The organism is Bacillus sp. FSL K6-0993 (genome assembly GCF_037977205.1).
GTDB lineage: Bacteria > Bacillota > Bacilli > Bacillales > Bacillaceae > Bacillus > Bacillus subtilis.
This window is the reverse complement of record NZ_CP150275.1, coordinates 2,391,058-2,415,297: the sequence shown is the minus strand read 5'-3', so window position 1 is coordinate 2,415,297 and position 24,240 is coordinate 2,391,058. Positions and strand designations below refer to the sequence as shown.

Here is a 24,240-nt window from a genome sequence, read left to right as displayed (position 1 = left end):
AAATCTAACAAAGATAAGAGGTGTAATGCTGTTTGTTAGCTGAACTATCGATTAAAAACTTTGCCATTATTGAGGAACTGACGGTTTCTTTTGAACGCGGGCTTACGGTTTTAACAGGAGAAACCGGAGCCGGCAAATCCATTATCATAGATGCCATTTCTCTTTTAGTCGGAGGTCGCGGATCATCTGAATTTGTTAGATATGGGGAAGCAAAAGCCGAACTTGAAGGGCTGTTTCTGTTGGAGAGCGGCCATCCCGTTTTAGACGTATGCGCTGAGCAGGGAATCGACGTTTCAGACGAAATGATCGTCATGAGAAGGGATATCAGCACGAGCGGGAAAAGCGTTTGCCGTGTCAATGGCAAGCTTGTCACGATTGCTTCGCTAAGAGAGATCGGCAGGCTTTTATTAGATATTCACGGACAGCACGATAACCAGCTGTTAATGGAAGACGAAAATCATCTCCAGCTTTTGGACAAGTTTGCCGGGGCCGAAGTGGAAAGCGCGCTCAAAACGTATCAGGAAGGGTACCAGCGGTATATGAAGCTGCTCAAAAAGCTTAAGCAGCTTTCTGAAAGCGAACAGGAAATGGCCCATCGCCTTGATCTTATTCAATTTCAGCTCGAAGAAATCGAATCGGCAAAGCTTGAGCTTAACGAAGATGAACAGCTCCAAGAAGAGCGCCAGCAAATTTCAAACTTTGAGAAGATATATGAGTCGCTGCAAAATGCATATAACGCGCTTCGCAGTGAGCAGGGCGGATTGGACTGGGTCGGAATGGCATCAGCGCAGCTAGAAGATATATCTGATATTAACGAACCGCTGAAAAAAATGTCTGAAAGTGTTTCGAACTCCTACTATTTGCTTGAGGATGCTACATTTCAGATGAGAAATATGCTGGATGAGCTTGAATTTGATCCGGAACGCCTGAACTATATTGAGACGCGACTTAATGAAATCAAACAGCTGAAACGAAAATACGGTGCCACTGTTGAAGACATTTTGGAATATGCTTCTAAAATTGAAGAAGAGATTGACCAAATTGAAAATAGGGACAGCCACCTTCAAAGCTTGAAAAAGGAGCTTGACTCCGTCGGCAAAGATGTCGCAGTGGAAGCGGCAAATGTGTCACAAATCCGAAAAACATGGGCGAAAAAGCTGGCTGATGAGATTCATCGGGAATTAAAAAGCCTGTACATGGAAAAATCAACTTTTGATACGGAATTTAAGGTCAGAATAGCGTCACGCAATGAAGAGGCGCCGCTTGTAAACGGCCAGCCCGTTCAGCTGACTGAACAAGGGATTGACCTGGTGAAATTTTTAATTTCAACCAATACAGGCGAGCCGCTGAAATCTCTTTCGAAAGTTGCTTCAGGTGGAGAGCTGTCACGGGTGATGCTTGCCATAAAAAGCATTTTTTCCTCACAACAGGATGTGACATCGATCATTTTTGATGAGGTTGATACCGGTGTAAGCGGCAGGGTCGCACAGGCAATCGCTGAGAAGATCCATAAGGTGTCAATAGGATCACAAGTGCTTTGTATTACACACCTCCCTCAGGTGGCTGCCATGGCCGATACGCATCTTTATATTGCGAAGGAGTTAAAAGACGGCAGAACGACGACACGTGTCAAGCCGCTCTCTAAGCAGGAAAAGGTAGCGGAAATCGGGCGCATGATTGCAGGTGTCGAAGTAACCGATTTAACGAAACGCCATGCGAAAGAACTTTTAAAACAAGCGGATCAAGTCAAAACAACTGGGTAAGCTGCGTGAGAAGCGCAGCTTATTTTTTTCGTGCACATCCATTCGTTCATCAGTATATCCAATGTTTTTCTTCATATGACAGTTATAAATAAGCCGTCAGAAGGCAAAATTAAATGATGTAGCAGCAAGTCATAAAGAAGGTGTGGGATAGGAGCGAGGAGAGTGAAGTAGTGAATGCCCGATAACATCAGAAAAGCAGTAGGTTTAATTCTCCTTGTTTCGTTATTAAGTGTAGGTTTATGCAAACCGCTAAAAGAATATTTACTGATTCCAACGCAAATGAGAGTATTTGAAACCCAAACACAAGCGATTGAAACGAGTTTATCGGTAAACGCTCAGACATCAGAATCCTCAGAAGCGTTTACAGTAAAGAAAGATCCGCATGAAATCAAGGTGACGGGCAAAAAATCTGGTGAGTCAGAATTGGTATACGATCTTGCCGGATTTCCAATTAAAAAAACAAAGGTGCACGTTCTTCCTGATTTAAAAGTTATACCTGGCGGACAATCAATCGGCGTAAAACTTCATTCCGTCGGTGTTCTTGTCGTCGGATTTCATCAAATCAATACAAGTGAAGGCAAAAAATCTCCGGGAGAAACGGCCGGAATTGAAGCGGGCGACATCATTATTGAGATGAATGGACAGAAAATTGAAAAAATGAATGATGTAGCCCCATTTATTCAAAAGGCTGGGAAAACTGGTGAATCTTTAGACTTACTGATCAAACGTGATAAACAGAAAATCAAAACGAAGCTGATCCCAGAAAAGGATGAAGGAGAAGGCAAATACAGAATCGGGTTATATATCAGAGATTCTGCTGCCGGCATCGGCACTATGACATTTTATGAACCGAAAACAAAAAAATACGGAGCACTTGGCCACGTGATTTCCGATATGGACACAAAGAAACCAATTGTAGTGGAGAATGGAGAAATCGTTAAATCCACTGTAACATCAATTGAAAAAGGGACAGGCGGTAATCCGGGAGAAAAACTGGCGCGATTTTCCTCAGAACGCAAAACGATCGGGGATATTAACAGAAACAGCCCATTTGGGATTTTCGGCACGCTGCATCAGCCGATTCAAAACAACATATCAGATCAAGCACTGCCGGTTGCGTTTTCTACCGAAGTCAAAAAAGGACCGGCTGAAATTTTAACCGTTATTGATGATGACAAAGTAGAAAAATTCGATATTGAAATCGTCAGCACAACGCCGCAAAAATTCCCTGCGACAAAAGGAATGGTGTTGAAAATTACCGATCCAAGGCTTTTGAAAGAAACAGGAGGCATCGTACAGGGGATGAGCGGAAGCCCGATCATTCAAAATGGAAAAGTGATCGGCGCTGTCACCCATGTGTTTGTAAATGACCCGACAAGCGGCTACGGTGTTCATATTGAATGGATGCTGTCAGAAGCAGGAATCGATATTTACGGAAAAGAAAAAGCAAGCTGACTGCCGGAGTTTCCGGCAGTTTTTTATTTTGATCCCTCTTCACTTCTCAGAATACATACGGTAAAATATACAAAAGAAGATTTTTCGACAAATTCACGTTTCCTTGTTTGTCAAATTTCATTTTTAGTCGAAAAACAGAGAAAAACATAGAATAACAAAGATATGCCACTAATATTGGGGATTATGATTTTTTTAGAGGGTATATAGCGGTTTTGTCGAATGTAAACATGTAGCAAGGGTGAATCCTGTTAACTACATTTGGGGAGGAAGAAACGTGGAGAAAATTAAAGTTTGTGTTGCTGATGATAATCGAGAGCTGGTAAGCCTGTTAAGTGAATATATAGAAGGACAGGAAGACATGGAAGTGATCGGCGTTGCTTATAACGGACAGGAATGCCTGTCGTTGTTTAAAGAAAAAGATCCCGATGTGCTCGTATTAGATATTATTATGCCGCATTTAGACGGACTTGCGGTTTTAGAGAGGCTGAGGGAATCAGATCTGAAAAAACAGCCGAATGTCATTATGCTGACAGCCTTTGGACAGGAAGATGTCACGAAAAAGGCCGTCGATTTAGGCGCGTCCTACTTTATTCTCAAACCGTTTGATATGGAAAACCTTGTCGGCCATATCCGCCAGGTCAGCGGAAATGCCAGCAGTGTGACACATCGTGCGCCATCATCGCAAAGCAGTATTATACGCAGCAGCCAGCCTGAACCAAAGAAGAAAAATCTCGACGCGAGCATCACAAGCATTATCCATGAAATCGGCGTCCCAGCCCATATTAAAGGCTATCTCTATCTGCGCGAAGCAATCTCAATGGTATACAATGACATCGAATTGCTCGGCAGCATTACAAAAGTCCTCTATCCGGACATCGCCAAAAAATTCAACACAACCGCAAGCCGTGTAGAAAGAGCGATCCGCCATGCAATTGAAGTGGCATGGAGCAGAGGAAACATTGATTCCATTTCCTCGTTGTTCGGTTATACAGTCAGCATGACAAAAGCTAAACCTACCAACAGTGAATTCATTGCAATGGTTGCGGATAAGCTGAGATTAGAACATAAGGCTTCTTAAACATGAGCTTATTAAGTGGTCATTAAATCAAACGTCTTTTATTTATTAGTTTGCGCTGATAAATAGGAGGCGTTTTGTTTTGGGGACATTTGTTAGTATGGGAGAAGAATAGTAAGTATCCGCATATAGTAAAGGATAGGTTTGAAAAGTAAGGAAAGCAAATGGGGGTATTACCTGCACTCTTGGTCCATTCATACATCTTATAGGATCACGAAGCATGATCGACTCTAGATGTTTCCGTTATAAAATGAAACCTTTCTCCTGCAAAATCGTAAGTAAGGCGTATTAATGTAAAAAGGAGACGTACGAATGAAAAAGAAAAAAGCAAGAAAGCGTGAGGGGTTTTTCCTAGATTTTCTTTTCGAAGTAGGTGGGGAGCTCTTTCTTTTGCTGTTTAGATGTGTACACAAACTATTTATATAAAGGGAAAAAAGACTGCCGAATCGGTACGGCAGTCTTTGCATATTAATCTTTATAAGGCACCCAGCCTGGCGTGTTCACAATTGCTTGCCATAGCGGTTCAGGCAAATGATATTTTTCTTTATCTGTGCCTTTGATCACTGTTTCGATTTGCTTTTCACGGCCTTCTTTTACTTTTACCGTCCAGTCAGGGTCAACTAGAATTTCGCGTCCCATAGCGACTAGCGGAATACCGTTTTCGATGACGGCAAGCGCGTCATCAGCGGAATGGATGGAACCGACGGCGATCAGCGGCACTTTGTTTCCGACACGTTCATTCAATAAGTCCATGCGTGTGCGAGTCGGATCTGCACCGCGGCGCGCTTTTGAGTTCACGTCCATCAGTGAGATATGAAGATAATCCAATTCTTTATCCCCTAAAGCATCAACAAGCGTATAAGTCTCAGTCATTGTCAATCCCGGTGTCTCAGGTTCTTCCGGAGACAGACGGTATCCGACTAGGAACGCACCCTTCGCATGTTCTGAAGCGGCTTTTTTCACTTCATCGACAATAGCGAGCGGGAAGGCTAATCGTTTTTCATCGCTTCCTCCCCAGCGATCCGTGCGCTGATTGGTTTTCGGAGAATAAAACTGCTGAATCAAGTAGCCGTTTGCCCCGTGAATTTCGACACCGTCAAAGCCGGCTTCAATGGCGCGTCTTGTCGCTTCTCCAAACGCCTTCACAATGTTTTCCACTTCTTCTTCTTTTAATGCGCGAGCAATTTGTTTGCCGTTATCAAACACGTCACTTGGCCCCACAACATCCTGTTGAGGAACGAGCTCAGACGGGCACTCAATACCGCCGTGATGAATTTGTACAACGGCTTTAGCGCCTTGTGCCTGAATGGCTTGTGCTAACTTTTTTAAACCTGGAATGTTGGAATCGTCATGGATGGCCGGCTGCCCGGGGAATGCTTTTCCGTCCGGTGTAACATTTGCGCAGGCTGTAATCACCATTCCCATCTCTTTTGAACGGGGGATGATGTAGTCGAGCTCCGCTTCAGATATTGTACCGTCTTCATTAGAAGCGTAATGAGTCATCGGTGCTACCGCGATCCGGTTGTCGATTGTAACGCCGCTTTTAAACGTAAATGGTTCAAACAGTGGCTTATACTTAGGATTCATTTGATCATCTTCTTTCGTTTGGATTCGCACATATTCTAGCCTATATGTAAAAATTAATGCAATTGATCTGCTTTACCGACTGAATATCTTGAATGCAGAGTGATGTTTTCGCCGCTCTTTTTCGGGACCTTTGTAGCCGCCGCTGATTTGGTGGCCGATGGAGCATGTGATGACAGCTGCCGCCAGCAGCAGAACGAATTTTTTCATGGCTTTAACTTCTTTCAATAAAGTAAATATCCTTTAAAAGGTTACGCTTGGCTGACCCACCCGTCAAACGATTTGCTCACCCTATTCTCAAATTTTTTAAAATGAATAAAAAGTTGCTTCTTTCCGCTAATTTTTTCTAATTGGCGCCTCAATTAGAGCCATCCTCATAGACAAATCTGCTCGTTATCTTTCTAACAACAGGAAATGATCGGGTCGTATAGCCCTTTTGAAAATCATGGAACTTGCTCGCCTGCATTCGCGTTGTCTTTACAAATTCGCCATTCTGGTCAAAGATAAAAGCCAAACATCAGGAAGAGGTGGTCATGTGAAACAAACGGTTCTTTTGCTGTTTACTGCGCTCTTTCTTTCGGGGTGCAGTGTTGCAAGTGCGGATGACTCAGTGCCAAGGTTTACCGAAGAGGGAAAATACATTGGCTCGGCTGATCCTCATACGATTGCGGTTTCTCTTAATGGAGAAGAAACCATGATACAAGTTCCGAAGGATAAACGTGATGAATGTGAATCACTGCCAGATCAGACACATGTCCTGGTGAAATATACAAAGAAGGATAATGGAACTTTACAGCTGGAAGATATTCAGCTGCGAAAGAACTCGTCATAAAAAGACCGGAGGGAGTAAGTTGAGAATGTTATGGAGGAGCTTGGCGCTGTGCGGATTGGCTTTGACGCTCGCGCCTTGTGCACAGGCAGCAGAGCCGATAGAAGGGAAAACGGTGTATATTGATGCCGGACACGGCGGTGAAGATAGTGGAGCGGTCGGAAACGGGCTCTTTGAAAAGGATATTAATTTGGCTGTCTCAGAGCATGTGACAGACAAACTAAAAGAGGAGGGAGCCAATCCTGTTTCATCCCGGTCTGACGATCATTTTCTGACCTTGGAGGAAAGAGTGGCTAAGGCAAGTGCCAATCAGGCTGACCTTTTTGTCAGCATTCATGTGAATTCTGGGGTTGCTTCAGCTTCAGGAACAGAAACGTATTTTCAATCTGATTATGAAGGGGAGAACAGCCGGCGTCTGGCATCCGATATTCAGTCAGAGCTCGTTTCTTCCTTACAAACGAGAGACAGGGGCGTGAAAGAATCAGACTTTTACGTCATTACATATTCACAAATGCCAAGCGTGTTGGCGGAGCTTGGGTTTATCACTAACAGCTCTGATGCGGACAAGCTGGGAAGTGAAGAATACCAGCAAAAGGCCGCAGATGCGATTGTCAACGGCATTGATTCTTATTATGATCAGTAGATTGCCTTAATCCTAGAGTGGAGCCGACAAAATAAGTATAATGGAGAAAACTTTAGGGTTTGAGGTGAAACGATGACAAAGATTTTTGCCCACCGGGGGGCATCAGGTCAATTTCCCGAAAATACAATGCTTGCATTTGAAAAAGGAATTGAAGCCGGAGCAGATGGGATAGAGCTTGATGTACAGCTTACGAAAGACGGACGCATTGTTGTGATTCATGATGAAAGCCTTAACCGCACGACATCACTTAAAGGATTCGTGAAGGATACAACCTATGATGAGGTAAAGACTGCGAATGCGGCCGCTGGTCACGATCAAGCGTACAGCGATATAAAAGTGCCGCTGCTAGAAGATGTGCTCTCGTGGGCGGTAAAAAAGGATTTTCTCATCAACATTGAATTAAAAAACAGCGTGATCCGCTATGAGGGAATGGAAGAAAAAGTGCTGGAGGCAGTGAAGCGATTCAACGTAGAGGAGAGAGTCATCTTATCCACCTTTAATCATGACAGCTTGGCGCTATGCGCCCGGCTTGCGCCCCATATCGAACGGGCGGTATTAACTTCAGATGTGCTTTATCAGGCAGATCGATATATCGCGTCTATTCCGGCTTCCGGCTATCACCCGAAGTTAAACAGCCCAGGGGTCACAGATGAAGTGCTGAAGAAAATGAGAAACAGTTCGATTAAGGTAAGGCCGTATACAGTCAATCGTCCGGAAGATATGAAGCGTCTCATTGAAGCGGGAGCAGACGGCATGTTTACCGACTTTCCAGAAAAGGCTGCGGCATTGCTGAAAAATGAATAGTTGTTTAGAAGGAGGCTGTTTGACGCAGCCTTCTTTTTTCATTCATTCATGCCCGTTTCAAAGCATACATTCATAGAAGACAACTAGAAATTGTAAGCGCTGTCTATCTTCTGAATGAGGTGAAACCATGAGGAAAACAGTCATTGTAAGTGCTGCAAGAACGCCATTTGGCAAATTCGGCGGAGTATTGAAAGAGGTGAAAGCTGCTGAGCTTGGGGGCATTGTGATGAAGGAGGCGCTGCAACGGGCTGGAGTCTCTGGAGATGATGTAGAAGGAAACGTTATGGGCATGGTTGTCCAGGCCGGCTCAGGGCAGATACCTTCCCGTCAAGCTGCCCGTCTGGCGGGAATGCCTTGGAGTGTGCCGTCAGAAACACTGAATAAAGTCTGCGCTTCCGGCCTTCGCGCTGTCACTTTATGTGATCAAATGATTCGGGCGCAGGATGCGGACATACTTGTTGCCGGGGGAATGGAAAGCATGAGCAATATCCCGTATGCCGTTCCCGCCGGGCGCTGGGGAGCACGGATGGGGGACGGCGAGCTTAGGGACTTAATGGTGTATGACGGATTAACGTGCGCGTTTGACGAGGTGCACATGGCTATTCACGGAAATACAGCTGCCAAGGAATATGCAATCTTACGAAGAGAGCAGGACGAATGGGCGTTGAGAAGTCATGCAAGGGCAGCTAAGGCAGCCGATGAAGGGAAGTTTCAGGATGAAATTGTTCCCGTCAACTGGATCGGTCGAAAAGGAAAACCAAACGTTGTTCATAAAGATGAAGCGATTCGCCGTGACACAAGTCTGGATCAGCTCGCGAAACTTGCTCCGATTTATGCAAGTGACGGTTCTATCACAGCCGGCAATGCTCCTGGGGTCAATGACGGAGCCGGCGCGTTTGTGCTGATGTCTGAGGAAAAAGCTGCTGAGCTTGACAAACGGCCTCTGGCTACAATTCTTGGTTTTTCAACTACGGGAATGCCAGCGCACGAGCTGGCGGCAGCGCCGGGATTTGCAATTAACAAGCTCCTGAAAAAGAACGGTTTAACTGTCCAAGATATTGACTTGTTTGAAGTAAATGAAGCTTTTGCTTCAGTTGTTTTGACATGTGAAAAAATCGTAGGTTTCGATCTTGAAAAAGTAAATGTAAATGGCGGTGCGATCGCGCTCGGCCACCCGATCGGCGCGAGCGGGGCAAGAATTCTCATGACGCTTGTTTATGAATTAAAGCGCCGGGGAGGGGGGCTCGGCGTTGCCGCTATTTGCAGCGGGGCAGCACAGGGAGACGCCGTCTTAGTGCAGGTTCATTAAAACATGATGAAAAAGGGGATTTGAATGGAAATCAAACAAATCATGGTAGCTGGCGCAGGTCAGATGGGAAGCGGAATTGCTCAAACAGCTGCCGACGCGGGCTTTTATGTACGGATGTACGATGTGAATAAAGAGGCTGCGGAGGCAGGATTGAAACGGCTGAAGAAACAGCTGGCCCGTGATGCTGAGAAAGGAAAAAGGACCGAGACGGAAGTGAAGAGCGTAATCAGCCGCATTTCGATTTCTCAAACGCTTGAGGAGGCAGAGCATGCGGACATTGTGATTGAGGCTATCGCAGAAAACATGGCGACAAAAACTGAGATGTTTAAAACACTTGATCGCATGTGCCCGCCTCATACGATTTTGGCCAGCAATACATCTTCCTTGCCTATTACAGAAATCGCTGCTGTAACAAACCGTCCTCAGAGGGTTATTGGCATGCATTTTATGAATCCCGTCCCTGTAATGAAGCTGGTTGAAGTGATTCGCGGCTTGGCTACATCAGAAGAAACGGCCTTAGATGTTATGGCATTAGCGGAAAAGATGGGGAAAACAGCGGTAGAAGTCAATGATTTTCCTGGGTTTGTTTCCAACCGTGTGCTTCTTCCAATGATTAATGAAGCCATCTATTGCGTGTATGAGGGAGTGGCGAAGCCGGAGGCAATAGACGAAGTGATGAAGCTGGGCATGAATCATCCGATGGGGCCGCTTGCATTAGCGGATTTTATCGGACTGGATACGTGTTTATCAATTATGGAAGTTCTTCACTCAGGCCTTGGCGATTCCAAATACCGTCCTTGCCCGCTGCTCCGCAAGTATGTCAAAGCAGGCTGGCTTGGCAAAAAGAGCGGACGCGGTTTTTATGACTATGAGGAGAGAACTTCCTGAAGTCTATTCCATCCGGGGGTGGCCGAGTTGCATGTAACCCAAGAGCAAGTCATGATGCGAAAAATGGTGCGTGATTTTGCACGAAAAGAAATTGCTCCTGCTGCGGAAATCATGGAGAAAACGGACGAATTTCCCTTTCAGCTGATCAAAAAAATGGGCGAATACGGCCTGATGGGAATACCAGTGCCGGAACAATACGGCGGTGCCGGGGCGGACGTTGTTTCTTATATTTTGGCGATTCATGAGATTTCTAGAATCAGCGCGGCTGTCGGCGTGATTCTCTCCGTTCATACCTCAGTCGGCACAAATCCGATTCTGTATTTCGGAAACGAAGAACAGAAGATGAAATATATACCAAAGCTCGCGTCAGGAGACCATTTGGGCGCATTTGCACTAACGGAGCCTCACTCGGGGTCGGATGCCGGGAGCCTTCGCACAACAGCAATCAAAAAGAACGGCAAATATCTATTAAACGGATCGAAAATATTCATAACGAATGGCGGAGCAGCTGATATCTATATCACATTTGCTTTAACAGCTCCAGATCAAGGCAGGCACGGGATTTCGGCTTTTATTGTTGAAAAAAACACACCCGGTTTTACCGTTGGAAAAAAAGAAAGAAAGCTGGGGCTTTATGGCTCCAATACTACGGAACTGATTTTTGATAATGCAGAAGTGCCTGAAGCCAATTTGCTTGGCAAAGAGGGGGATGGCTTTCACATTGCTATGGCGAATTTAAATGTCGGCCGGATCGGTATTGCGGCACAGGCGCTCGGAATTGCAGAGGCGGCTCTTGAGCATGCCGTTAATTATGCGAAGCAGCGAGTGCAATTTGGAAGACCGATCGCAGCCAATCAAGCCATTTCATTTAAGCTGGCTGATATGGCGACTAGGGCTGAGGCGGCAAGACATCTTGTCTACCACGCTGCAGACCTTCATAACCGTGGCCTAAATTGTGGAAAAGAAGCGTCTATGGCTAAACAATTTGCTTCCGATGCAGCCGTGAAGGCGGCGTTAGACGCCGTTCAAATTTATGGGGGATATGGCTATATGAAGGATTATCCGGTTGAGCGCCTGCTTCGCGATGCAAAGGTGACGCAAATCTATGAAGGGACGAACGAGATTCAAAGACTGATTATTTCCAAGTATTTGCTTGGCGGAACCTGATAGACAAAAAACGCAAAAACGGAGGTTGAGGATATGGAGGAGAAACAGCATTATTCTCCTGGGTTGGACGGTGTGATTGCGGCAGAAACTCATATTTCTTATCTTGACACCCAGTCCAGCCAGATTTTGATACGAGGCTATGATTTAATAGAACTTTCTGAAACAAAAAGCTATCTGGAGCTTGTCCATTTATTGCTGGAGGGCAGGCTGCCAGAAGAAAGTGAAATGGAGACGCTGGAACATAAAATAAACAGTGCCTCAAGCCTGCCTGCTGATCATCTCCGTCTGCTTGAGCTGCTCCCTGAGGACACTCATCCAATGGATAGTCTGCGTACCGGCCTGTCGGCACTTGCTGGCTATGATCGGCAAATTGATGATCGGTCTCCTTCCGCAAACAAAGAACGCGCCTATCAGCTTCTTGGGAAAATGCCTGCCCTCACTGCTGCCAGCTACAGGATCATTAATAAGAAAGAGCCGATTCTTCCGCTTCAAACCCTATCCTACAGTGCGAATTTTCTATACATGATGACAGGGAAACTGCCGTCTTCATTGGAAGAACAGATTTTTGACCGGTCGCTCGTCCTGTACAGTGAGCATGAGATGCCGAATTCAACCTTTGCGGCCAGGGTCATTGCATCTACACATTCAGATCTTTATGGGGCTTTGACTGGGGCTGTCGCTTCCCTGAAAGGGAATCTTCACGGAGGAGCAAACGAAGCTGTAATGTATTTGCTTTTGGAGGCAAAAACGACATCTGATTTTGAGCAGCTTCTGCAAACAAAACTGAAAAGAAAAGAAAAAATCATGGGCTTCGGCCACCGGGTGTATATGAAAAAAATGGACCCGAGAGCACTCATGATGAAAGAGGCGCTGCAGCAATTATGCGATAAAGCCGGTGACCATCGTTTATATGAGATGTGTGAAGCGGGTGAGCGGCTGATGGAGAAGGAAAAAGGGCTTTACCCGAATTTGGATTACTATGCTGCCCCGGTGTATTGGATGCTCGGCATACCGATTCCTTTATATACGCCGGTCTTTTTCAGCGCGAGAACGTCCGGTTTATGCGCTCATGTGATCGAACAGCATGCCAATAATCGGCTCTTCCGCCCCCGTGTCAGTTACATGGGCCCGCGATATCAAACAAAATCATGAAAGGAGCTGGTAGAATGCCGGAAACGGATCGTGTTATCGAAGAAATCACAGACTATGTGCTTGAAAAAGAGATTACAAGTGCCGAAGCGTATACAACAGCGGGGCATGTATTACTGGATACCCTGGGCTGCGGGATCTTGGCGCTACGGTATCCGGAATGCACAAAGCTGCTTGGCCCGATTGTTCCAGGAACGACTGTGCCGAATGGAAGCAAAGTACCGGGAACGTCATATGTTCTCGATCCTGTGAGGGCAGCGTTTAATATCGGCTGCATGATTCGCTGGCTCGATTACAACGATACGTGGCTGGCGGCGGAGTGGGGGCATCCATCCGATAACTTGGGAGGGATCCTTGCCGCTGCTGATTATGTATCAAGAGTGAGGCTGTCTGAAGGAAAAGAGCCGTTAACGGTACGCGACGTACTTGAGATGATGATCAAAGCGCACGAGATTCAAGGTGTGCTGGCGTTAGAAAACAGCTTAAATCGAGTTGGCCTTGACCATGTGCTGTTTGTCAAAGTTGCGACAACCGCTGTTGCGGCAAAGCTTTTGGGCGGCGGAAGAGAAGAAATCAAAAATGCGCTTTCGAATGCATGGATTGACAATGCAGCATTGAGGACATACCGCCATTCACCGAATACAGGCTCGCGTAAATCATGGGCGGCAGGAGATGCAACGAGCAGAGGTGTTCATTTGGCGCTGATGTCGTTAAAAGGGGAAATGGGTTATCCGACAGCCCTGAGTGCACAGGGTTGGGGGTTCCAAGACGTTTTATTCAATAAGAAAGAGATCAAGCTTGCCCGACCGCTCGACGCTTATGTCATGGAAAATGTGTTATTTAAAGTGTCTTATCCTGCGGAATTTCACGCCCAGACAGCGGCGGAGTGCGCCGTCATTCTTCACCCGCAGGTAAAGAACCGGATTGACGAGATTGACCGAGTTGTCATAAAAACGCATGAATCCGCTATCCGAATCATTGATAAAAAAGGCCCGCTCCACAATCCGGCAGACCGTGATCACTGCCTCCAATACATTACAGCAATCGGTTTGCTTTTTGGTGATATCACCGCACAGCATTATGAAGCTGAAACAGCGAATGATCCGAGAATAGATAATCTTCGTGATAAAATGGAAGTGACTGAAAATAAAACATATACCGAGGATTATTTGAAACCTGATAAACGTTCCATCTCAAATGCCGTTCAGGTTCATTTTAAAGACGGAACGAGCACGGAAATGGTGGAATGTGAGTTTCCCCTCGGCCATCGTTTTCGAAGAGAGGAAGCAGTGCCGAAACTGCTGGAAAAGTTTTCTGGTAATCTCAAAACCCATTTTCCTGATAAACAGTACAAACACATTTATGAGCGCTGTACCAGCTATGAGACATTGCAAACGATGCGCGTAAATGAATTCGTAGACATGTTCTGCATGTAAAAGGGGGATTTGTTTCATGTCGTGGATCGTCAATAAGCAATCGTCACAAGAGGAGCTTGCCGGGCGTTTCCGCAAGCTGATGTCAGCACCGGACATTCTTCAAATTCCCGGCGCCCATGACGGGATGGCCGCTTTGCTTGCGAAAGAAGCCGGTTTTTCTGCTATTTATTTGTCCGGTGCTGCCTATACAGCCAGCAGGGGGCTGCCTGATTTAGGGATCATCACATCGGCAGAGATAGCTGAACGGGCCAAAGATCTTGTGCGTGCAGCTGATCTGCCTCTGCTTGTGGATATCGATACGGGATTTGGCGGTGTCTTAAATGCCGCCCGAACAGCCCGGGAGATGCTTGAAGCCAGGGTAGCAGCCGTTCAAATAGAAGACCAGCAGCTCCCAAAAAAATGCGGACATTTAAATGGCAAACAGCTAGTTCCGATAAAGGAAATGGCGCAAAAAATAAAAGCCATTAAACAAACGGCACCCTCCCTTATTGTTGTTGCCCGTACTGATGCCAGGGCGCAGGAAGGGCTTGATGCCGCAATAAAACGTTCAGAGGCTTACATTGAGGCGGGAGCGGACGCAATTTTCCCGGAAGCGCTACAGGCGGAGAATGAATTCCGCCAGTTTGCTGAGCGTATCCCCGTTCCGCTCCTTGCGAATATGACTGAATTTGGGAAAACGCCGTATTATCGTGCCGATGAATTCGAAGATATGGGGTTTCACATGGTGATATATCCTGTCACCTCGCTTCGGGCGGCGGCAAAAGCTTGTGAGCGGATGTTTGGTTTGATGAAGGAGCACGGGTCACAAAAAGAAGGACTTCAAGATATGCAGACACGAAAAGAACTGTACGATACGATTTCTTATTATGATTATGAAGCGTTAGACAAAACGATTGCCAAGACCGTTTTGCCTGACGAATAATGCAACAAAAAAAGCCGGAGCATTCTCCGGCTTTTTTTTCAGCTATCGTTTTCTGAATCGCGGGCTGACTTGATTGCGTTTTCTGTCTCTGTATAAAATGAACCCGGCCAGCACATAGAGGCCGATCGCAAAAAAGATGAATCCTGACAACCCTTGGAGCCAAAGAGCTGAAAATGGCTTGATTGTATGGCCGAAAAGTGTATCTCTCATCAGTTTAATGCCTAAAGCAGAAATAGCCCCGGGGATGACTAATATTAAAAGCGCAAGAAGTCGGCTCATCTTCAGAAAACCCCTTTATCTTTTCATTTCCTTTATTGTCCAGCGGAAAAAATATTTTGTCAAGAGAAGAAAACGTGGTAACATAGGGTTGTGCAAATTATTGCAACGGAATAAATAGGTGTGCAAATTTTTTCATACAAAGGGGTATCGGGATGCAAAAGGTACTGATAGTAGGTGCCGGCAAAAGGGGAACGGCGTTATTACATATTCTGATTAAAACAGCCATCATAGATATCATTGCCGTAGTTGACAAAGACCCCGAGGCGCCGGGATTGAAAGAAGCAGAACAGTATGGGATTGCCGTTTCATCTGATTGGAAACCTTACATACAACAAAAACCGGATATCGTCATTCATACCACCGGCGATCAATCCGTGTTTGACGAGCTCCTTCAAAGAAAGCATAAAGATACCATTGTCATGCCGGGAAAAATGGCATACATCGTTTTTCAGCTGATGGAAGAAAAGCAGCACCTGATTCAAATGCTAAAAGAGCAAACCTATAAATATGACAGAATTTTTAATTCCACCCATGATGGAATGATTTTTATTGATATCAATGAAGAAATCATTCTCTTTAACCATATGGCCGAAAAAATGGTCGGGAAAAAACGTGAGGAAGTCATTGGGCGCCCAATAAAAGAAGTGATTCCGAGCACTAAGATGCCGCGGATTTTAAAAACAAGAGTGCCTGAATACAACCAGAAGCAGCTGTTAGGCGATCATTTGCAAATTGTGACCACAAGGCTGCCGATTATTGATGAAGGCGGACGTCTGCTCGGGGCTCTTTGTGTGTTTAAAGATATCACTGATGCGGTCGAGCTGGCAGAGGAAGTGACCAACTTAAAGCAGGTCCGTACGATGCTGGAGGCAATTATTCAATCCTCCGATGAGGCGATTTCTGTCGTTGATGAAAACGGCATTGGCCTGCTAATCAATAAAGCGTATACGAAAATGACGGGGCTTTCTGAAAAAGAAGTCATCGGCAAGCCTGCAAACACTGATATTTCCGAAGGCGAAAGCATGCATTTAAAGGTGCTTGAAACAAGACGTCCTGTCCGCGGTGTCAGAATGAAGGTCGGCCCGAATGAAAAAGAGGTCATCGTTAATGTAGCACCAGTGATTGTGGACGGGATTTTGAAAGGCAGCGTCGGCGTGATTCACGATGTTTCCGAAATTAAAATGCTGACAGCGGAGCTTAATCGCGCCAGACAAATTATTCGCACGCTTGAAGCGAAATACACGTTTGACGACATTATCGGCAAAAGCGAGCAAATGCTGGTTGCGCTTGAGCAGGCGAAGCTCGGTGCGAAAACACCGGCAACCATCTTGCTGCGCGGGGAATCAGGAACAGGAAAAGAACTGTTCGCCCATGCCATCCATAACGAAAGCGACCGGAAATACAATAAATTTATTCGCGTGAATTGTGCAGCCCTTTCTGAAAACCTGCTCGAATCAGAATTGTTCGGCTATGAGGATGGTGCGTTTTCAGGAGCGAAGCGCGGCGGTAAAAAGGGTTTATTTGAGGAAGCAAATAACGGCAGTATTTTCTTAGATGAAATCGGTGAACTGACACAAAATATGCAGGCCAAATTGCTACGCGTCCTTCAAGAAAAGGAAATCGTCAGAGTGGGCGGCACGAAAGCGATCCCTGTCAACGTCAGAGTGATCGCGGCAACAAATGTAAATATTGAAAAGGCGATGGCGGATGGAAAGTTTCGCGAAGACCTGTATTACCGGATCAACCGCTATCCCATCTCCATTCCGCCTTTGCGTCAGCGGTTGGAGGACATTGAAGCACTAAGCGTCAGACTTATCCAAAAGATCAACCGGGATTACGGCAGGAATGTAAAAGGGCTCTCGCAGCAAGCCTTGCGCGCCTTATCTGCTTACCATTGGCCTGGGAATGTCCGCGAGCTTGAAAATGTCCTTGGACGAGCCATGATTTTTCTCAATCCGCATATGGAATGGATTGAAAAAGATCATTTGCCTATATTTGAACTTGAGCAAAAAGAAAATGACACAGATCAGGGGACAGGTTTTGATTTTCCGGATATTGAAGGGGAAAAGCTGTCTGTCGCAGTAGAAAAATTTGAAGCGCATTTGATCCAGCAAACGCTCGAAAAGCATCATTTTAACCGGACAAAAACAGCGAAAGCCCTCGGTGTCAGCATTCGGAATTTATATTACAAAATGGATAAATATGGCCTTGCAAATGAAGGCATGCAATAATTTGCAGAATAAACGCAAACATCTGCACGAATGTTTCAATATATCTGGTATGACAGCACCCTTAAGAGCTGGCACGGAACTTGCATAATAAAAGGCGGAGTCGAAACAAGAAAGGTGGTAGCAGATGAAGCTGAAAGATTTAATCGGCAAAGCGTCGATGCACAAAAACAAGACTATTGCGGTTGCTCATGCTGAGGATGAGGAAGTGATCCGGGCTGTAAAGCTGGCTGCCGAGCACCTATCCGCCCGTTTCTTGTTAACGGGCGACAGCAAAAAACTGAACGAGCTGACATCATCCATGCAAGGGCATCAAGTGGAAATCGTCCATGCCGATACACCTGAGGAGTCGGCGAAATTAGCGGTTCGTGCTGTACATCATAAAACAGCGGACGTTTTAATGAAAGGGAATGTGCCGACTTCTGTTTTGCTTAAAGCGGTATTGAACAGACAGGAGGGGCTTCGGTCATCAAGTGTCCTTTCCCACGTGGCTGTGTTTGATATACCGGATTTTGACAGAATGATGTTTGTAACAGATTCGGCAATGAATATTGCCCCTTCGCTGGAAGAGCTTCGGCAGATTTTGCAAAATGCAGTTCATGTGGCCCATGCAGTAGGGAACAATATGCCAAAAGCAGCTGCTCTGGCAGCGGTTGAAACGGTGAACCCAAAAATGGAAGCGACCGTGAATGCAGCTGCTCTAGCTCAAATGTACAAAAGGGGCCAGATCAAAGGCTGCATTGTTGATGGACCGCTTGCTTTGGATAACGCAGTTTCACAAATTGCCGCGGCCCAGAAAAAAATTTCGGGAGACGTAGCGGGCAACGCAGATATCCTTCTCGTCCCAACAATTGAGGCCGGCAATATTTTATATAAATCACTGATTTATTTTGCCAAGGCCAGCGTGGCGGCTGTCATTACAGGAGCAAAAGCACCGATTGCCTTAACAAGCAGAGCGGACTCTGCTGAAAATAAACTGTATTCCATTGCGCTGGCAATATGCGCATCTGAAGAATACACACATTAGGAGGAACGAACATGGAACTTTTTAAATATATGGAGAAATACGATTACGAACAATTGGTATTCTGCCAGGATGAACAATCTGGATTAAAAGCGATTATCGCGATTCATGATACAACGCTTGGTCCGGCGCTTGGCGGAACGAGAATGTGGACATATGAAAATGAAGAAGCGGCAATTGAAGATGCGCTCAGATTGGCTAGAGGCATGACCTATAAGAATGCGGCGGCAGGCTTAAACCTTGGCGGCGGAAAAACAGTCATTATCGGCGATCCGCGCAAAGACAAAAATGAGGAAATGTTCCGCGCGTTTGGCCGCTATATTCAAGGGCTGAACGGCAGATACATCACGGCTGAAGATGTGGGTACAACGGTCGAGGATATGGATATCATTCATGATGAGACAGACTATGTCACAGGCATTTCTCCTGCTTTCGGCTCTTCTGGAAATCCTTCTCCAGTCACAGCGTACGGGGTGTATAGAGGAATGAAGGCAGCAGCTAAAGCTGCTTTCGGAACCGACTCTCTTGAAGGAAAAACCATTGCTGTACAGGGTGTTGGGAACGTAGCCTATAACCTTTGCCGCCACCTGCATGAAGAAGGAGCAAACTTAATCGTTACGGATATCAACAAACAATCTGTACAGCGTGCAGTTGAAGATTTTGGCGCCCGTGCTGTAGATCCTGATGACATTTATTCACAAGACTGCGATATTTATGCGCCGTGTGCCCTTGGTGCGACTATTAACGACGACACCATTAAACAGCTGAAGGCGAAAGTGATCGCAGGTGCGGCTAACAACCAATTAAAAGAAACCCGCCATGGTGATCAAATTCACGAAATGGGCATCGTTTATGCACCGGATTACGTGATTAACGCGGGCGGTGTTATCAACGTGGCAGATGAGCTTTACGGCTATAATGCAGAACGTGCATTGAAAAAAGTCGAAGGCATTTACGGCAATATCGAGCGTGTACTTGAAATTTCTCAGCGTGACGGCATTCCTGCATATTTAGCGGCTGACCGCTTAGCAGAGGAACGGATTGAACGCATGCGCCGCTCAAGAAGCCAGTTTTTGCAAAACGGCCACAGTGTATTAAGCAGACGTTAAGAAATTGATCTGGAGGTTATGAAAGTGCTACATGACGAAAAACGCATTCTCACAATTAATCCAGGCTCAACTTCAACGAAAATCGGTGTTTTTCATAACGAAAGAAGCATTTTTGAAAAAACATTGAGACACAACATAGAAGAGCTGCAGCGATTTGACCGAATTATTGATCAGTATGAATTTCGTAAAAACCATATTCTCGAAACGCTTCATGAACAGGGAATCAATATCTCAAAGTTTGATGCAGTCTGCGCAAGAGGCGGCCTTCTTCGGCCAATTGAAGGCGGGACCTACGTAGTGAATGATGAAATGATTGAGGACTTGAAAAGCGGTTACGCCGGTCAGCATGCTTCTAATCTCGGCGGCATTATCGCGAGGGAAATCGCTGACGGCCTGAATATCCCTTCGTATATCGTCGACCCTGTTGTCGTAGACGAAATGTCAGTGCTTGCGAAAGTTTCAGGCATGCCTGAAATTGAACGGAAAAGCATTTTCCATGCGTTAAACCAAAAAGCTGTCGCTCGTAAAGCGGCAGCCTCCCTTGGCAAACGATATGAGAACATGAAAATGATTATTACCCATATGGGCGGAGGTATTACAATTGGCGTCCATGACCGCGGGCGAGTGGTAGATGTCAATAACGGCCTACACGGCGAGGGACCATTCAGTCCTGAACGAGCAGGAACAGTGCCTGCGGGAGATCTTGTTGATCTATGTTTTTCAGGGGAATATACAAAAGAAGAAATCATGAAAAAGCTTGTTGGCACCGGCGGACTTTTAGGCTATCTCGGTACAAATGATGCAGTAAAAGTGGAACAGATGATTCAAGGGGGCGATGAAAAAGCCCGCTTCATTTATGATGCCATGGCATATCAGGTAGCAAAGGAAATCGGGGCAGCCAGCGCGGCGTTAAAAGGCGAAGTTGAAGCGATTGTGCTGACGGGAGGCCTTGCGTACGGCAAAAGCTTTGTTTCTGCTATCAGATCATACATAGATTGGATTTCAGACGTTTTAGTCTATCCGGGTGAAAATGAACTGCAGTCTCTTGCCCAAGGGGCGCTCAGAGTATTGCAGGGCGAAGAGCAATCCAAACAATATCGTATTGAATAGACAGACAGGAGTGAGTCACCATGGCAACTGAGTATGACGTAGTCATTCTGGGCGGCGGTACCGGCGGTTATGTTGCGGCCATCAGAGCCGCTCAGCTCGGCTTAAAAACAGCCGTTGTGGAAAAGGAAAAACTCGGGGGAACATGTCTGCATAAAGGCTGTATCCCGAGTAAAGCGCTGCTTAGAAGCGCAGAGGTATACCGGACAGCTCGTGAAGCCGATCAATTCGGGGTGGAAACGGCTGGCGTGTCCCTCAACTTTGAAAAAGTGCAGCAGCGTAAGCAAGCCGTTGTTGATAAGCTTGCAGCGGGTGTAAATCATTTAATGAAAAAAGGAAAAATTGACGTATACACCGGATATGGACGTATCCTTGGACCGTCAATCTTCTCTCCGCTGCCGGGAACAATTTCTGTTGAGCGGGGAAATGGCGAAGAAAATGACATGCTGATCCCGAAACAAGTGATCATTGCAACAGGATCAAGACCGAGAATGCTTCCGGGTCTTGAAGCGGACGGTAAGTCTGTACTGACTTCAGATGAGGCGCTCCAAATGGAGGAGCTGCCACAATCAATCATCATCGTCGGCGGAGGTGTTATCGGTATCGAATGGGCGTCTATGCTTCATGATTTTGGTGTGAAGGTAACGGTTATTGAATACGCGGATCGCATATTGCCGACTGAAGATCTAGAGATTTCAAAAGAAATGGAAAGTCTTCTTAAGAAAAAAGGCATCCAGTTCATAACAGGGGCAAAAGTGCTGCCTGACACAATGACAAAAACATCAGACGATATCAGCATACAAGCGGAAAAAGACGGAGAAACCGTTACCTACTCTGCTGAGAAAATGCTTGTTTCCATCGGCAGACAGGCAAATATCGAAGGCATCGGCCTAGAGAACACCGATATTGTTACTGAAAATGGCATGATTTCAGTCAATGAAAGCTGCCAAACGAAGGAATCTCATATTTATGCAATCGGAGACGTAATCGGTGGCCTGCAGTTAGCTCACGTTGCTTCACATGAGGGAATTATTGCTGTTGAGCATTTTGCAGGTCTCAATCCGCATCCGCTTGATCCGACGCTTGTGCCGAAGTGCATTTACTCAAGCCCTGAAGCTGCCAGTGTCGGCTTAACCGAAGACGAAGCAAAGGCGAACGGGCATAATGTCAAAATCGGCAAGTTCCCATTTATGGCGATTGGAAAAGCGCTTGTATACGGTGAAAGCGACGGTTTTGTCAAAATCGTGGCGGACCGAGATACAGATGATATTCTCGGCGTTCATATGATCGGCCCGCATGTCACCGACATGATTTCTGAAGCGGGTCTTGCCAAAGTGCTGGACGCAACGCCGTGGGAGGTCGGGCAAACGATTCACCCGCATCCAACGCTTTCTGAAGCAATTGGAGAAGCAGCGCTTGCCGCAGATGGCAAAGCCATTCATTTTTAAAAGCATAAAGGAGGGGCTTGAATGAGTACAAACCGACATCAAGCACTAGGGCTGACTGATCAGGAAGCCGTTGATATGTATAGAACCATGCTGTTAGCAAGAAAAATCGATGAAAGAATGTGGCTGTTAAACCGTTCTGGCAAAATTCCATTTGTAATCTCTTGTCAAGGGCAGGAAGCAGCACAGGTAGGAGCGGCTTTCGCACTTGACCGTGAAATGGATTATGTATTGCCGTACTACAGAGACATGGGTGTCGTGCTCGCGTTTGGCATGACAGCAAAGGACTTAATGATGTCCGGGTTTGCAAAAGCAGCAGATCCGAACTCAGGAGGCCGCCAGATGCCGGGGCATTTCGGACAAAAGAAAAACCGCATTGTGACGGGATCATCTCCGGTTACAACGCAAGTGCCGCACGCAGTCGGTATTGCGCTTGCGGGACGTATGGAGAAAAAGGATATCGCAGCCTTTGTTACATTCGGGGAAGGGTCTTCAAACCAAGGCGATTTCCATGAAGGGGCGAACTTTGCCGCTGTCCATAAGCTGCCGGTTATTTTCATGTGTGAAAACAACAAATACGCAATCTCAGTGCCTTACGATAAGCAAGTCGCATGTGAGAACATTTCCGACCGTGCCATAGGCTATGGGATGCCTGGCGTAACTGTGAATGGAAATGATCCGCTGGAAGTTTATCAAGCGGTTAAAGAAGCACGCGAAAGGGCGCGCAGAGGAGAAGGCCCGACATTAATTGAAACGATTTCTTACCGCCTTACACCACATTCCAGTGATGACGATGACAGCAGCTATAGAGGCCGTGAAGAAGTAGAGGAAGCGAAAAAAAGTGATCCCCTGCTTACTTATCAAGCTTACTTAAAGGAAACAGGCCTGCTGTCCGATGAGATAGAACAAACCATGCTGGATGAAATTATGGCAATCGTAAATGAAGCGACGGATGAAGCGGAGAACGCCCCTTATGCAGCTCCTGAGTCAGCGCTTGATTATGTGTATGCGAAGTAGGGAGGAAGAACAAATGTCAGTAATGTCATATATTGATGCAATCAATTTGGCGATGAAAGAAGAAATGGAACGAGATTCTCGCGTTTTCGTCCTTGGGGAAGATGTAGGAAGAAAAGGCGGTGTGTTTAAAGCAACAGCCGGACTCTATGAACAATTTGGGGAAGAGCGCGTTATGGATACGCCGCTTGCTGAATCTGCGATCGCAGGAGTCGGTATCGGAGCGGCAATGTACGGAATGAGACCGATTGCTGAAATGCAGTTTGCTGATTTCATTATGCCGGCAGTCAACCAAATTATTTCTGAGGCGGCTAAAATCCGCTACCGCAGCAACAATGACTGGAGCTGTCCGATTGTCGTCAGAGCGCCATACGGCGGAGGCGTGCACGGAGCCCTGTATCATTCTCAATCAGTCGAAGCAATTTTCGCCAACCAGCCCGGACTGAAAATTGTCATGCCATCAACACCATATGACGCCAAGGGTCTATTAAAAGCCGCAGTTCGTGACGAAGACCCAGTGCTGTTTTTTGAGCACAAGCGGGCGTACCGTCTGATAAAGGGAGAGGTTCCGGCTGATGATTATGTCCTGCCAATCGGCAAGGCTGACGTAAAACGGGAAGGCGACGACATCACAGTGATCACATACGGCCTGTGTGTCCACTTCGCCTTACAGGCTGCAGAACGTCTCGAAAAAGATGGCATTTCAGCGCATGTGGTGGATTTAAGAACAGTTTACCCGCTTGATAAAGAAGCCATCATCGAAGCTGCGTCCAAAACTGGAAAGGTTCTTTTGGTTACAGAAGATACAAAAGAAGGCAGCATCATGAGCGAAGTAGCCGCAATTATATCCGAGCATTGTCTGTTCGACTTAGACGCGCCGATCAAACGGCTTGCAGGTCCTGATATTCCGGCTATGCCTTATGCGCCGACAATGGAAAAATACTTTATGGTCAACCCTGATAAAGTGGAAGCGGCGATGAGAGAATTAGCGGAGTTTTAAAGACGTAAGG

22 protein-coding genes are annotated in these 24,240 nt (G+C 46.2%); 19 read left to right on the top strand and 3 right to left on the bottom strand.

Annotated elements, in window-relative coordinates:
* Positions 1-32 precede the first annotated feature (32 nt).
* From recN to spo0A, 3 genes are all read left to right on the top strand, one after another.
* A complete protein-coding gene (gene recN, locus MHH79_RS12490; protein ID WP_340034547.1) occupies positions 33-1,763 on the top strand; it encodes a DNA repair protein RecN in 1,731 nt (576 codons plus the stop codon).
* A gap of 174 nt (positions 1,764-1,937) precedes the next feature.
* Positions 1,938-3,218: a SpoIVB peptidase gene (gene spoIVB / locus MHH79_RS12485; protein WP_004398697.1), complete on the top strand. Its 1,281-nt coding sequence runs from the start codon at positions 1,938-1,940 to the stop codon at positions 3,216-3,218.
* A 274-nt stretch (positions 3,219-3,492) separates the two neighbouring features.
* Positions 3,493-4,296 carry a sporulation transcription factor Spo0A gene (spo0A, locus tag MHH79_RS12480; RefSeq protein ID WP_003226427.1) on the top strand — a complete coding sequence of 268 codons (804 nt, stop codon included), beginning with the start codon at positions 3,493-3,495 and terminating at the stop codon, positions 4,294-4,296.
* Positions 4,297-4,761: 465 nt separating this feature from the next.
* Here spo0A and MHH79_RS12475 read toward each other — a convergent pair whose 3' ends face one another.
* A complete protein-coding gene (locus MHH79_RS12475; RefSeq protein WP_017696437.1) occupies positions 4,762-5,880 on the bottom strand; it encodes an NADH-dependent flavin oxidoreductase in 1,119 nt (372 codons plus the stop codon).
* A gap of 72 nt (positions 5,881-5,952) precedes the next feature.
* Complete coding sequence (locus MHH79_RS12470; RefSeq protein WP_015384065.1) at positions 5,953-6,105, bottom strand: hypothetical protein; 153 nt, start codon at positions 6,103-6,105, stop codon at positions 5,953-5,955.
* Between the two features lie 307 nt (positions 6,106-6,412).
* On the opposite strand from MHH79_RS12470, the gene MHH79_RS12465 reads away from it, so the two are divergent.
* The 9 genes from MHH79_RS12465 (at position 6,413) to prpB (ending at position 15,024) form a co-directional block, all read left to right on the top strand.
* Complete coding sequence (locus tag MHH79_RS12465; RefSeq protein WP_014480225.1) at positions 6,413-6,709, top strand: hypothetical protein; 297 nt, start codon at positions 6,413-6,415, stop codon at positions 6,707-6,709.
* Between the two features lie 19 nt (positions 6,710-6,728).
* On the top strand, positions 6,729-7,349 hold the full coding sequence (locus MHH79_RS12460) for an N-acetylmuramoyl-L-alanine amidase (protein ID WP_100506312.1): 621 nt from the start codon (positions 6,729-6,731) through the stop codon (positions 7,347-7,349).
* A gap of 72 nt (positions 7,350-7,421) precedes the next feature.
* Positions 7,422-8,153 (top strand): glycerophosphodiester phosphodiesterase, encoded by a 732-nt coding sequence (locus tag MHH79_RS12455; RefSeq protein ID WP_063335281.1) that lies wholly within the window; start codon positions 7,422-7,424, stop codon positions 8,151-8,153.
* A 127-nt stretch (positions 8,154-8,280) separates the two neighbouring features.
* Entirely contained in the window at positions 8,281-9,462 is a 1,182-nt protein-coding gene (locus MHH79_RS12450) for an acetyl-CoA C-acetyltransferase (RefSeq protein WP_340034544.1), read from the top strand.
* A 24-nt stretch (positions 9,463-9,486) separates the two neighbouring features.
* Positions 9,487-10,350, top strand: coding sequence for a 3-hydroxybutyryl-CoA dehydrogenase (locus MHH79_RS12445; RefSeq protein WP_100506313.1), 864 nt, complete (start codon positions 9,487-9,489; stop codon positions 10,348-10,350).
* A gap of 27 nt (positions 10,351-10,377) precedes the next feature.
* Positions 10,378-11,517 (top strand): acyl-CoA dehydrogenase, encoded by a 1,140-nt coding sequence (locus MHH79_RS12440; RefSeq protein WP_047182857.1) that lies wholly within the window; start codon positions 10,378-10,380, stop codon positions 11,515-11,517.
* A gap of 33 nt (positions 11,518-11,550) precedes the next feature.
* The gene (gene mmgD / locus MHH79_RS12435) at positions 11,551-12,669 is read left to right on the top strand and encodes a citrate synthase (RefSeq protein WP_047182856.1); all 1,119 of its coding nucleotides are present in this window, start codon (positions 11,551-11,553) and stop codon (positions 12,667-12,669) included.
* A 14-nt stretch (positions 12,670-12,683) separates the two neighbouring features.
* The gene (locus tag MHH79_RS12430) at positions 12,684-14,102 is read left to right on the top strand and encodes a bifunctional 2-methylcitrate dehydratase/aconitate hydratase (protein ID WP_340034539.1); all 1,419 of its coding nucleotides are present in this window, start codon (positions 12,684-12,686) and stop codon (positions 14,100-14,102) included.
* A gap of 16 nt (positions 14,103-14,118) precedes the next feature.
* On the top strand, positions 14,119-15,024 hold the full coding sequence (prpB, locus tag MHH79_RS12425) for a methylisocitrate lyase (protein WP_015384056.1): 906 nt from the start codon (positions 14,119-14,121) through the stop codon (positions 15,022-15,024).
* A 42-nt stretch (positions 15,025-15,066) separates the two neighbouring features.
* On the opposite strand, the gene MHH79_RS12420 is transcribed toward prpB, so the two are convergent.
* Positions 15,067-15,303: a DUF2627 domain-containing protein gene (locus MHH79_RS12420; protein WP_003230304.1), complete on the bottom strand. Its 237-nt coding sequence runs from the start codon at positions 15,301-15,303 to the stop codon at positions 15,067-15,069.
* A gap of 152 nt (positions 15,304-15,455) precedes the next feature.
* Here MHH79_RS12420 and MHH79_RS12415 point away from each other — a divergent pair, with 152 nt between their 5' ends.
* The 7 genes from MHH79_RS12415 (at position 15,456) to bfmBAB (ending at position 24,230) form a co-directional block, all read left to right on the top strand.
* Positions 15,456-17,534 carry a sigma-54-dependent Fis family transcriptional regulator gene (locus MHH79_RS12415; RefSeq protein ID WP_063335277.1) on the top strand — a complete coding sequence of 693 codons (2,079 nt, stop codon included), beginning with the start codon at positions 15,456-15,458 and terminating at the stop codon, positions 17,532-17,534.
* 124 nt (positions 17,535-17,658) lie between these two features.
* Entirely contained in the window at positions 17,659-18,558 is a 900-nt protein-coding gene (gene yqiS, locus MHH79_RS12410; protein WP_015384054.1) for a phosphate butyryltransferase, read from the top strand.
* An 11-nt stretch (positions 18,559-18,569) separates the two neighbouring features.
* Entirely contained in the window at positions 18,570-19,664 is a 1,095-nt protein-coding gene (gene bcd / locus MHH79_RS12405) for a branched-chain amino acid dehydrogenase (protein WP_003230309.1), read from the top strand.
* A gap of 18 nt (positions 19,665-19,682) precedes the next feature.
* Positions 19,683-20,774 carry a butyrate kinase gene (gene buk, locus MHH79_RS12400; protein WP_003230311.1) on the top strand — a complete coding sequence of 364 codons (1,092 nt, stop codon included), beginning with the start codon at positions 19,683-19,685 and terminating at the stop codon, positions 20,772-20,774.
* Between the two features lie 20 nt (positions 20,775-20,794).
* A complete protein-coding gene (lpdA, locus tag MHH79_RS12395) occupies positions 20,795-22,219 on the top strand; it encodes a dihydrolipoyl dehydrogenase (protein ID WP_015384052.1) in 1,425 nt (474 codons plus the stop codon).
* Positions 22,220-22,240: 21 nt separating this feature from the next.
* The gene (gene bfmBAA, locus MHH79_RS12390; RefSeq protein WP_004398565.1) at positions 22,241-23,233 is read left to right on the top strand and encodes a 3-methyl-2-oxobutanoate dehydrogenase subunit alpha; all 993 of its coding nucleotides are present in this window, start codon (positions 22,241-22,243) and stop codon (positions 23,231-23,233) included.
* Positions 23,234-23,246: 13 nt separating this feature from the next.
* Positions 23,247-24,230: a 3-methyl-2-oxobutanoate dehydrogenase subunit beta gene (gene bfmBAB, locus MHH79_RS12385; protein ID WP_004398638.1), complete on the top strand. Its 984-nt coding sequence runs from the start codon at positions 23,247-23,249 to the stop codon at positions 24,228-24,230.
* Positions 24,231-24,240 lie beyond the last annotated feature (10 nt).

Bases quoted from the DNA above. Each gene is read 5' to 3' on its own strand.
- spoIVB (WP_004398697.1), top strand. From the start codon at position 1,938: ATGCCCGATAACATCAGAAAAGCAGTAGGTTTAATTCTCCTTGTTTCG.
- MHH79_RS12475 (WP_017696437.1), bottom strand. From the start codon at position 5,880: ATGAATCCTAAGTATAAGCCACTGTTTGAACCATTTACGTTTAAAAGC.
- MHH79_RS12455 (WP_063335281.1), top strand. From the start codon at position 7,422: ATGACAAAGATTTTTGCCCACCGGGGGGCATCAGGTCAATTTCCCGAA.
- MHH79_RS12450 (WP_340034544.1), top strand. From the start codon at position 8,281: ATGAGGAAAACAGTCATTGTAAGTGCTGCAAGAACGCCATTTGGCAAA.
- MHH79_RS12445 (WP_100506313.1), top strand. From the start codon at position 9,487: ATGGAAATCAAACAAATCATGGTAGCTGGCGCAGGTCAGATGGGAAGC.
- mmgD (WP_047182856.1), top strand. From the start codon at position 11,551: ATGGAGGAGAAACAGCATTATTCTCCTGGGTTGGACGGTGTGATTGCG.
- MHH79_RS12430 (WP_340034539.1), top strand. From the start codon at position 12,684: ATGCCGGAAACGGATCGTGTTATCGAAGAAATCACAGACTATGTGCTT.
- prpB (WP_015384056.1), top strand. From the start codon at position 14,119: ATGTCGTGGATCGTCAATAAGCAATCGTCACAAGAGGAGCTTGCCGGG.
- MHH79_RS12420 (WP_003230304.1), bottom strand. From the start codon at position 15,303: ATGAGCCGACTTCTTGCGCTTTTAATATTAGTCATCCCCGGGGCTATT.
- MHH79_RS12415 (WP_063335277.1), top strand. From the start codon at position 15,456: ATGCAAAAGGTACTGATAGTAGGTGCCGGCAAAAGGGGAACGGCGTTA.
- yqiS (WP_015384054.1), top strand. From the start codon at position 17,659: ATGAAGCTGAAAGATTTAATCGGCAAAGCGTCGATGCACAAAAACAAG.
- bcd (WP_003230309.1), top strand. From the start codon at position 18,570: ATGGAACTTTTTAAATATATGGAGAAATACGATTACGAACAATTGGTA.
- buk (WP_003230311.1), top strand. From the start codon at position 19,683: ATGAAAGTGCTACATGACGAAAAACGCATTCTCACAATTAATCCAGGC.
- lpdA (WP_015384052.1), top strand. From the start codon at position 20,795: ATGGCAACTGAGTATGACGTAGTCATTCTGGGCGGCGGTACCGGCGGT.
- bfmBAA (WP_004398565.1), top strand. From the start codon at position 22,241: ATGAGTACAAACCGACATCAAGCACTAGGGCTGACTGATCAGGAAGCC.
- bfmBAB (WP_004398638.1), top strand. From the start codon at position 23,247: ATGTCAGTAATGTCATATATTGATGCAATCAATTTGGCGATGAAAGAA.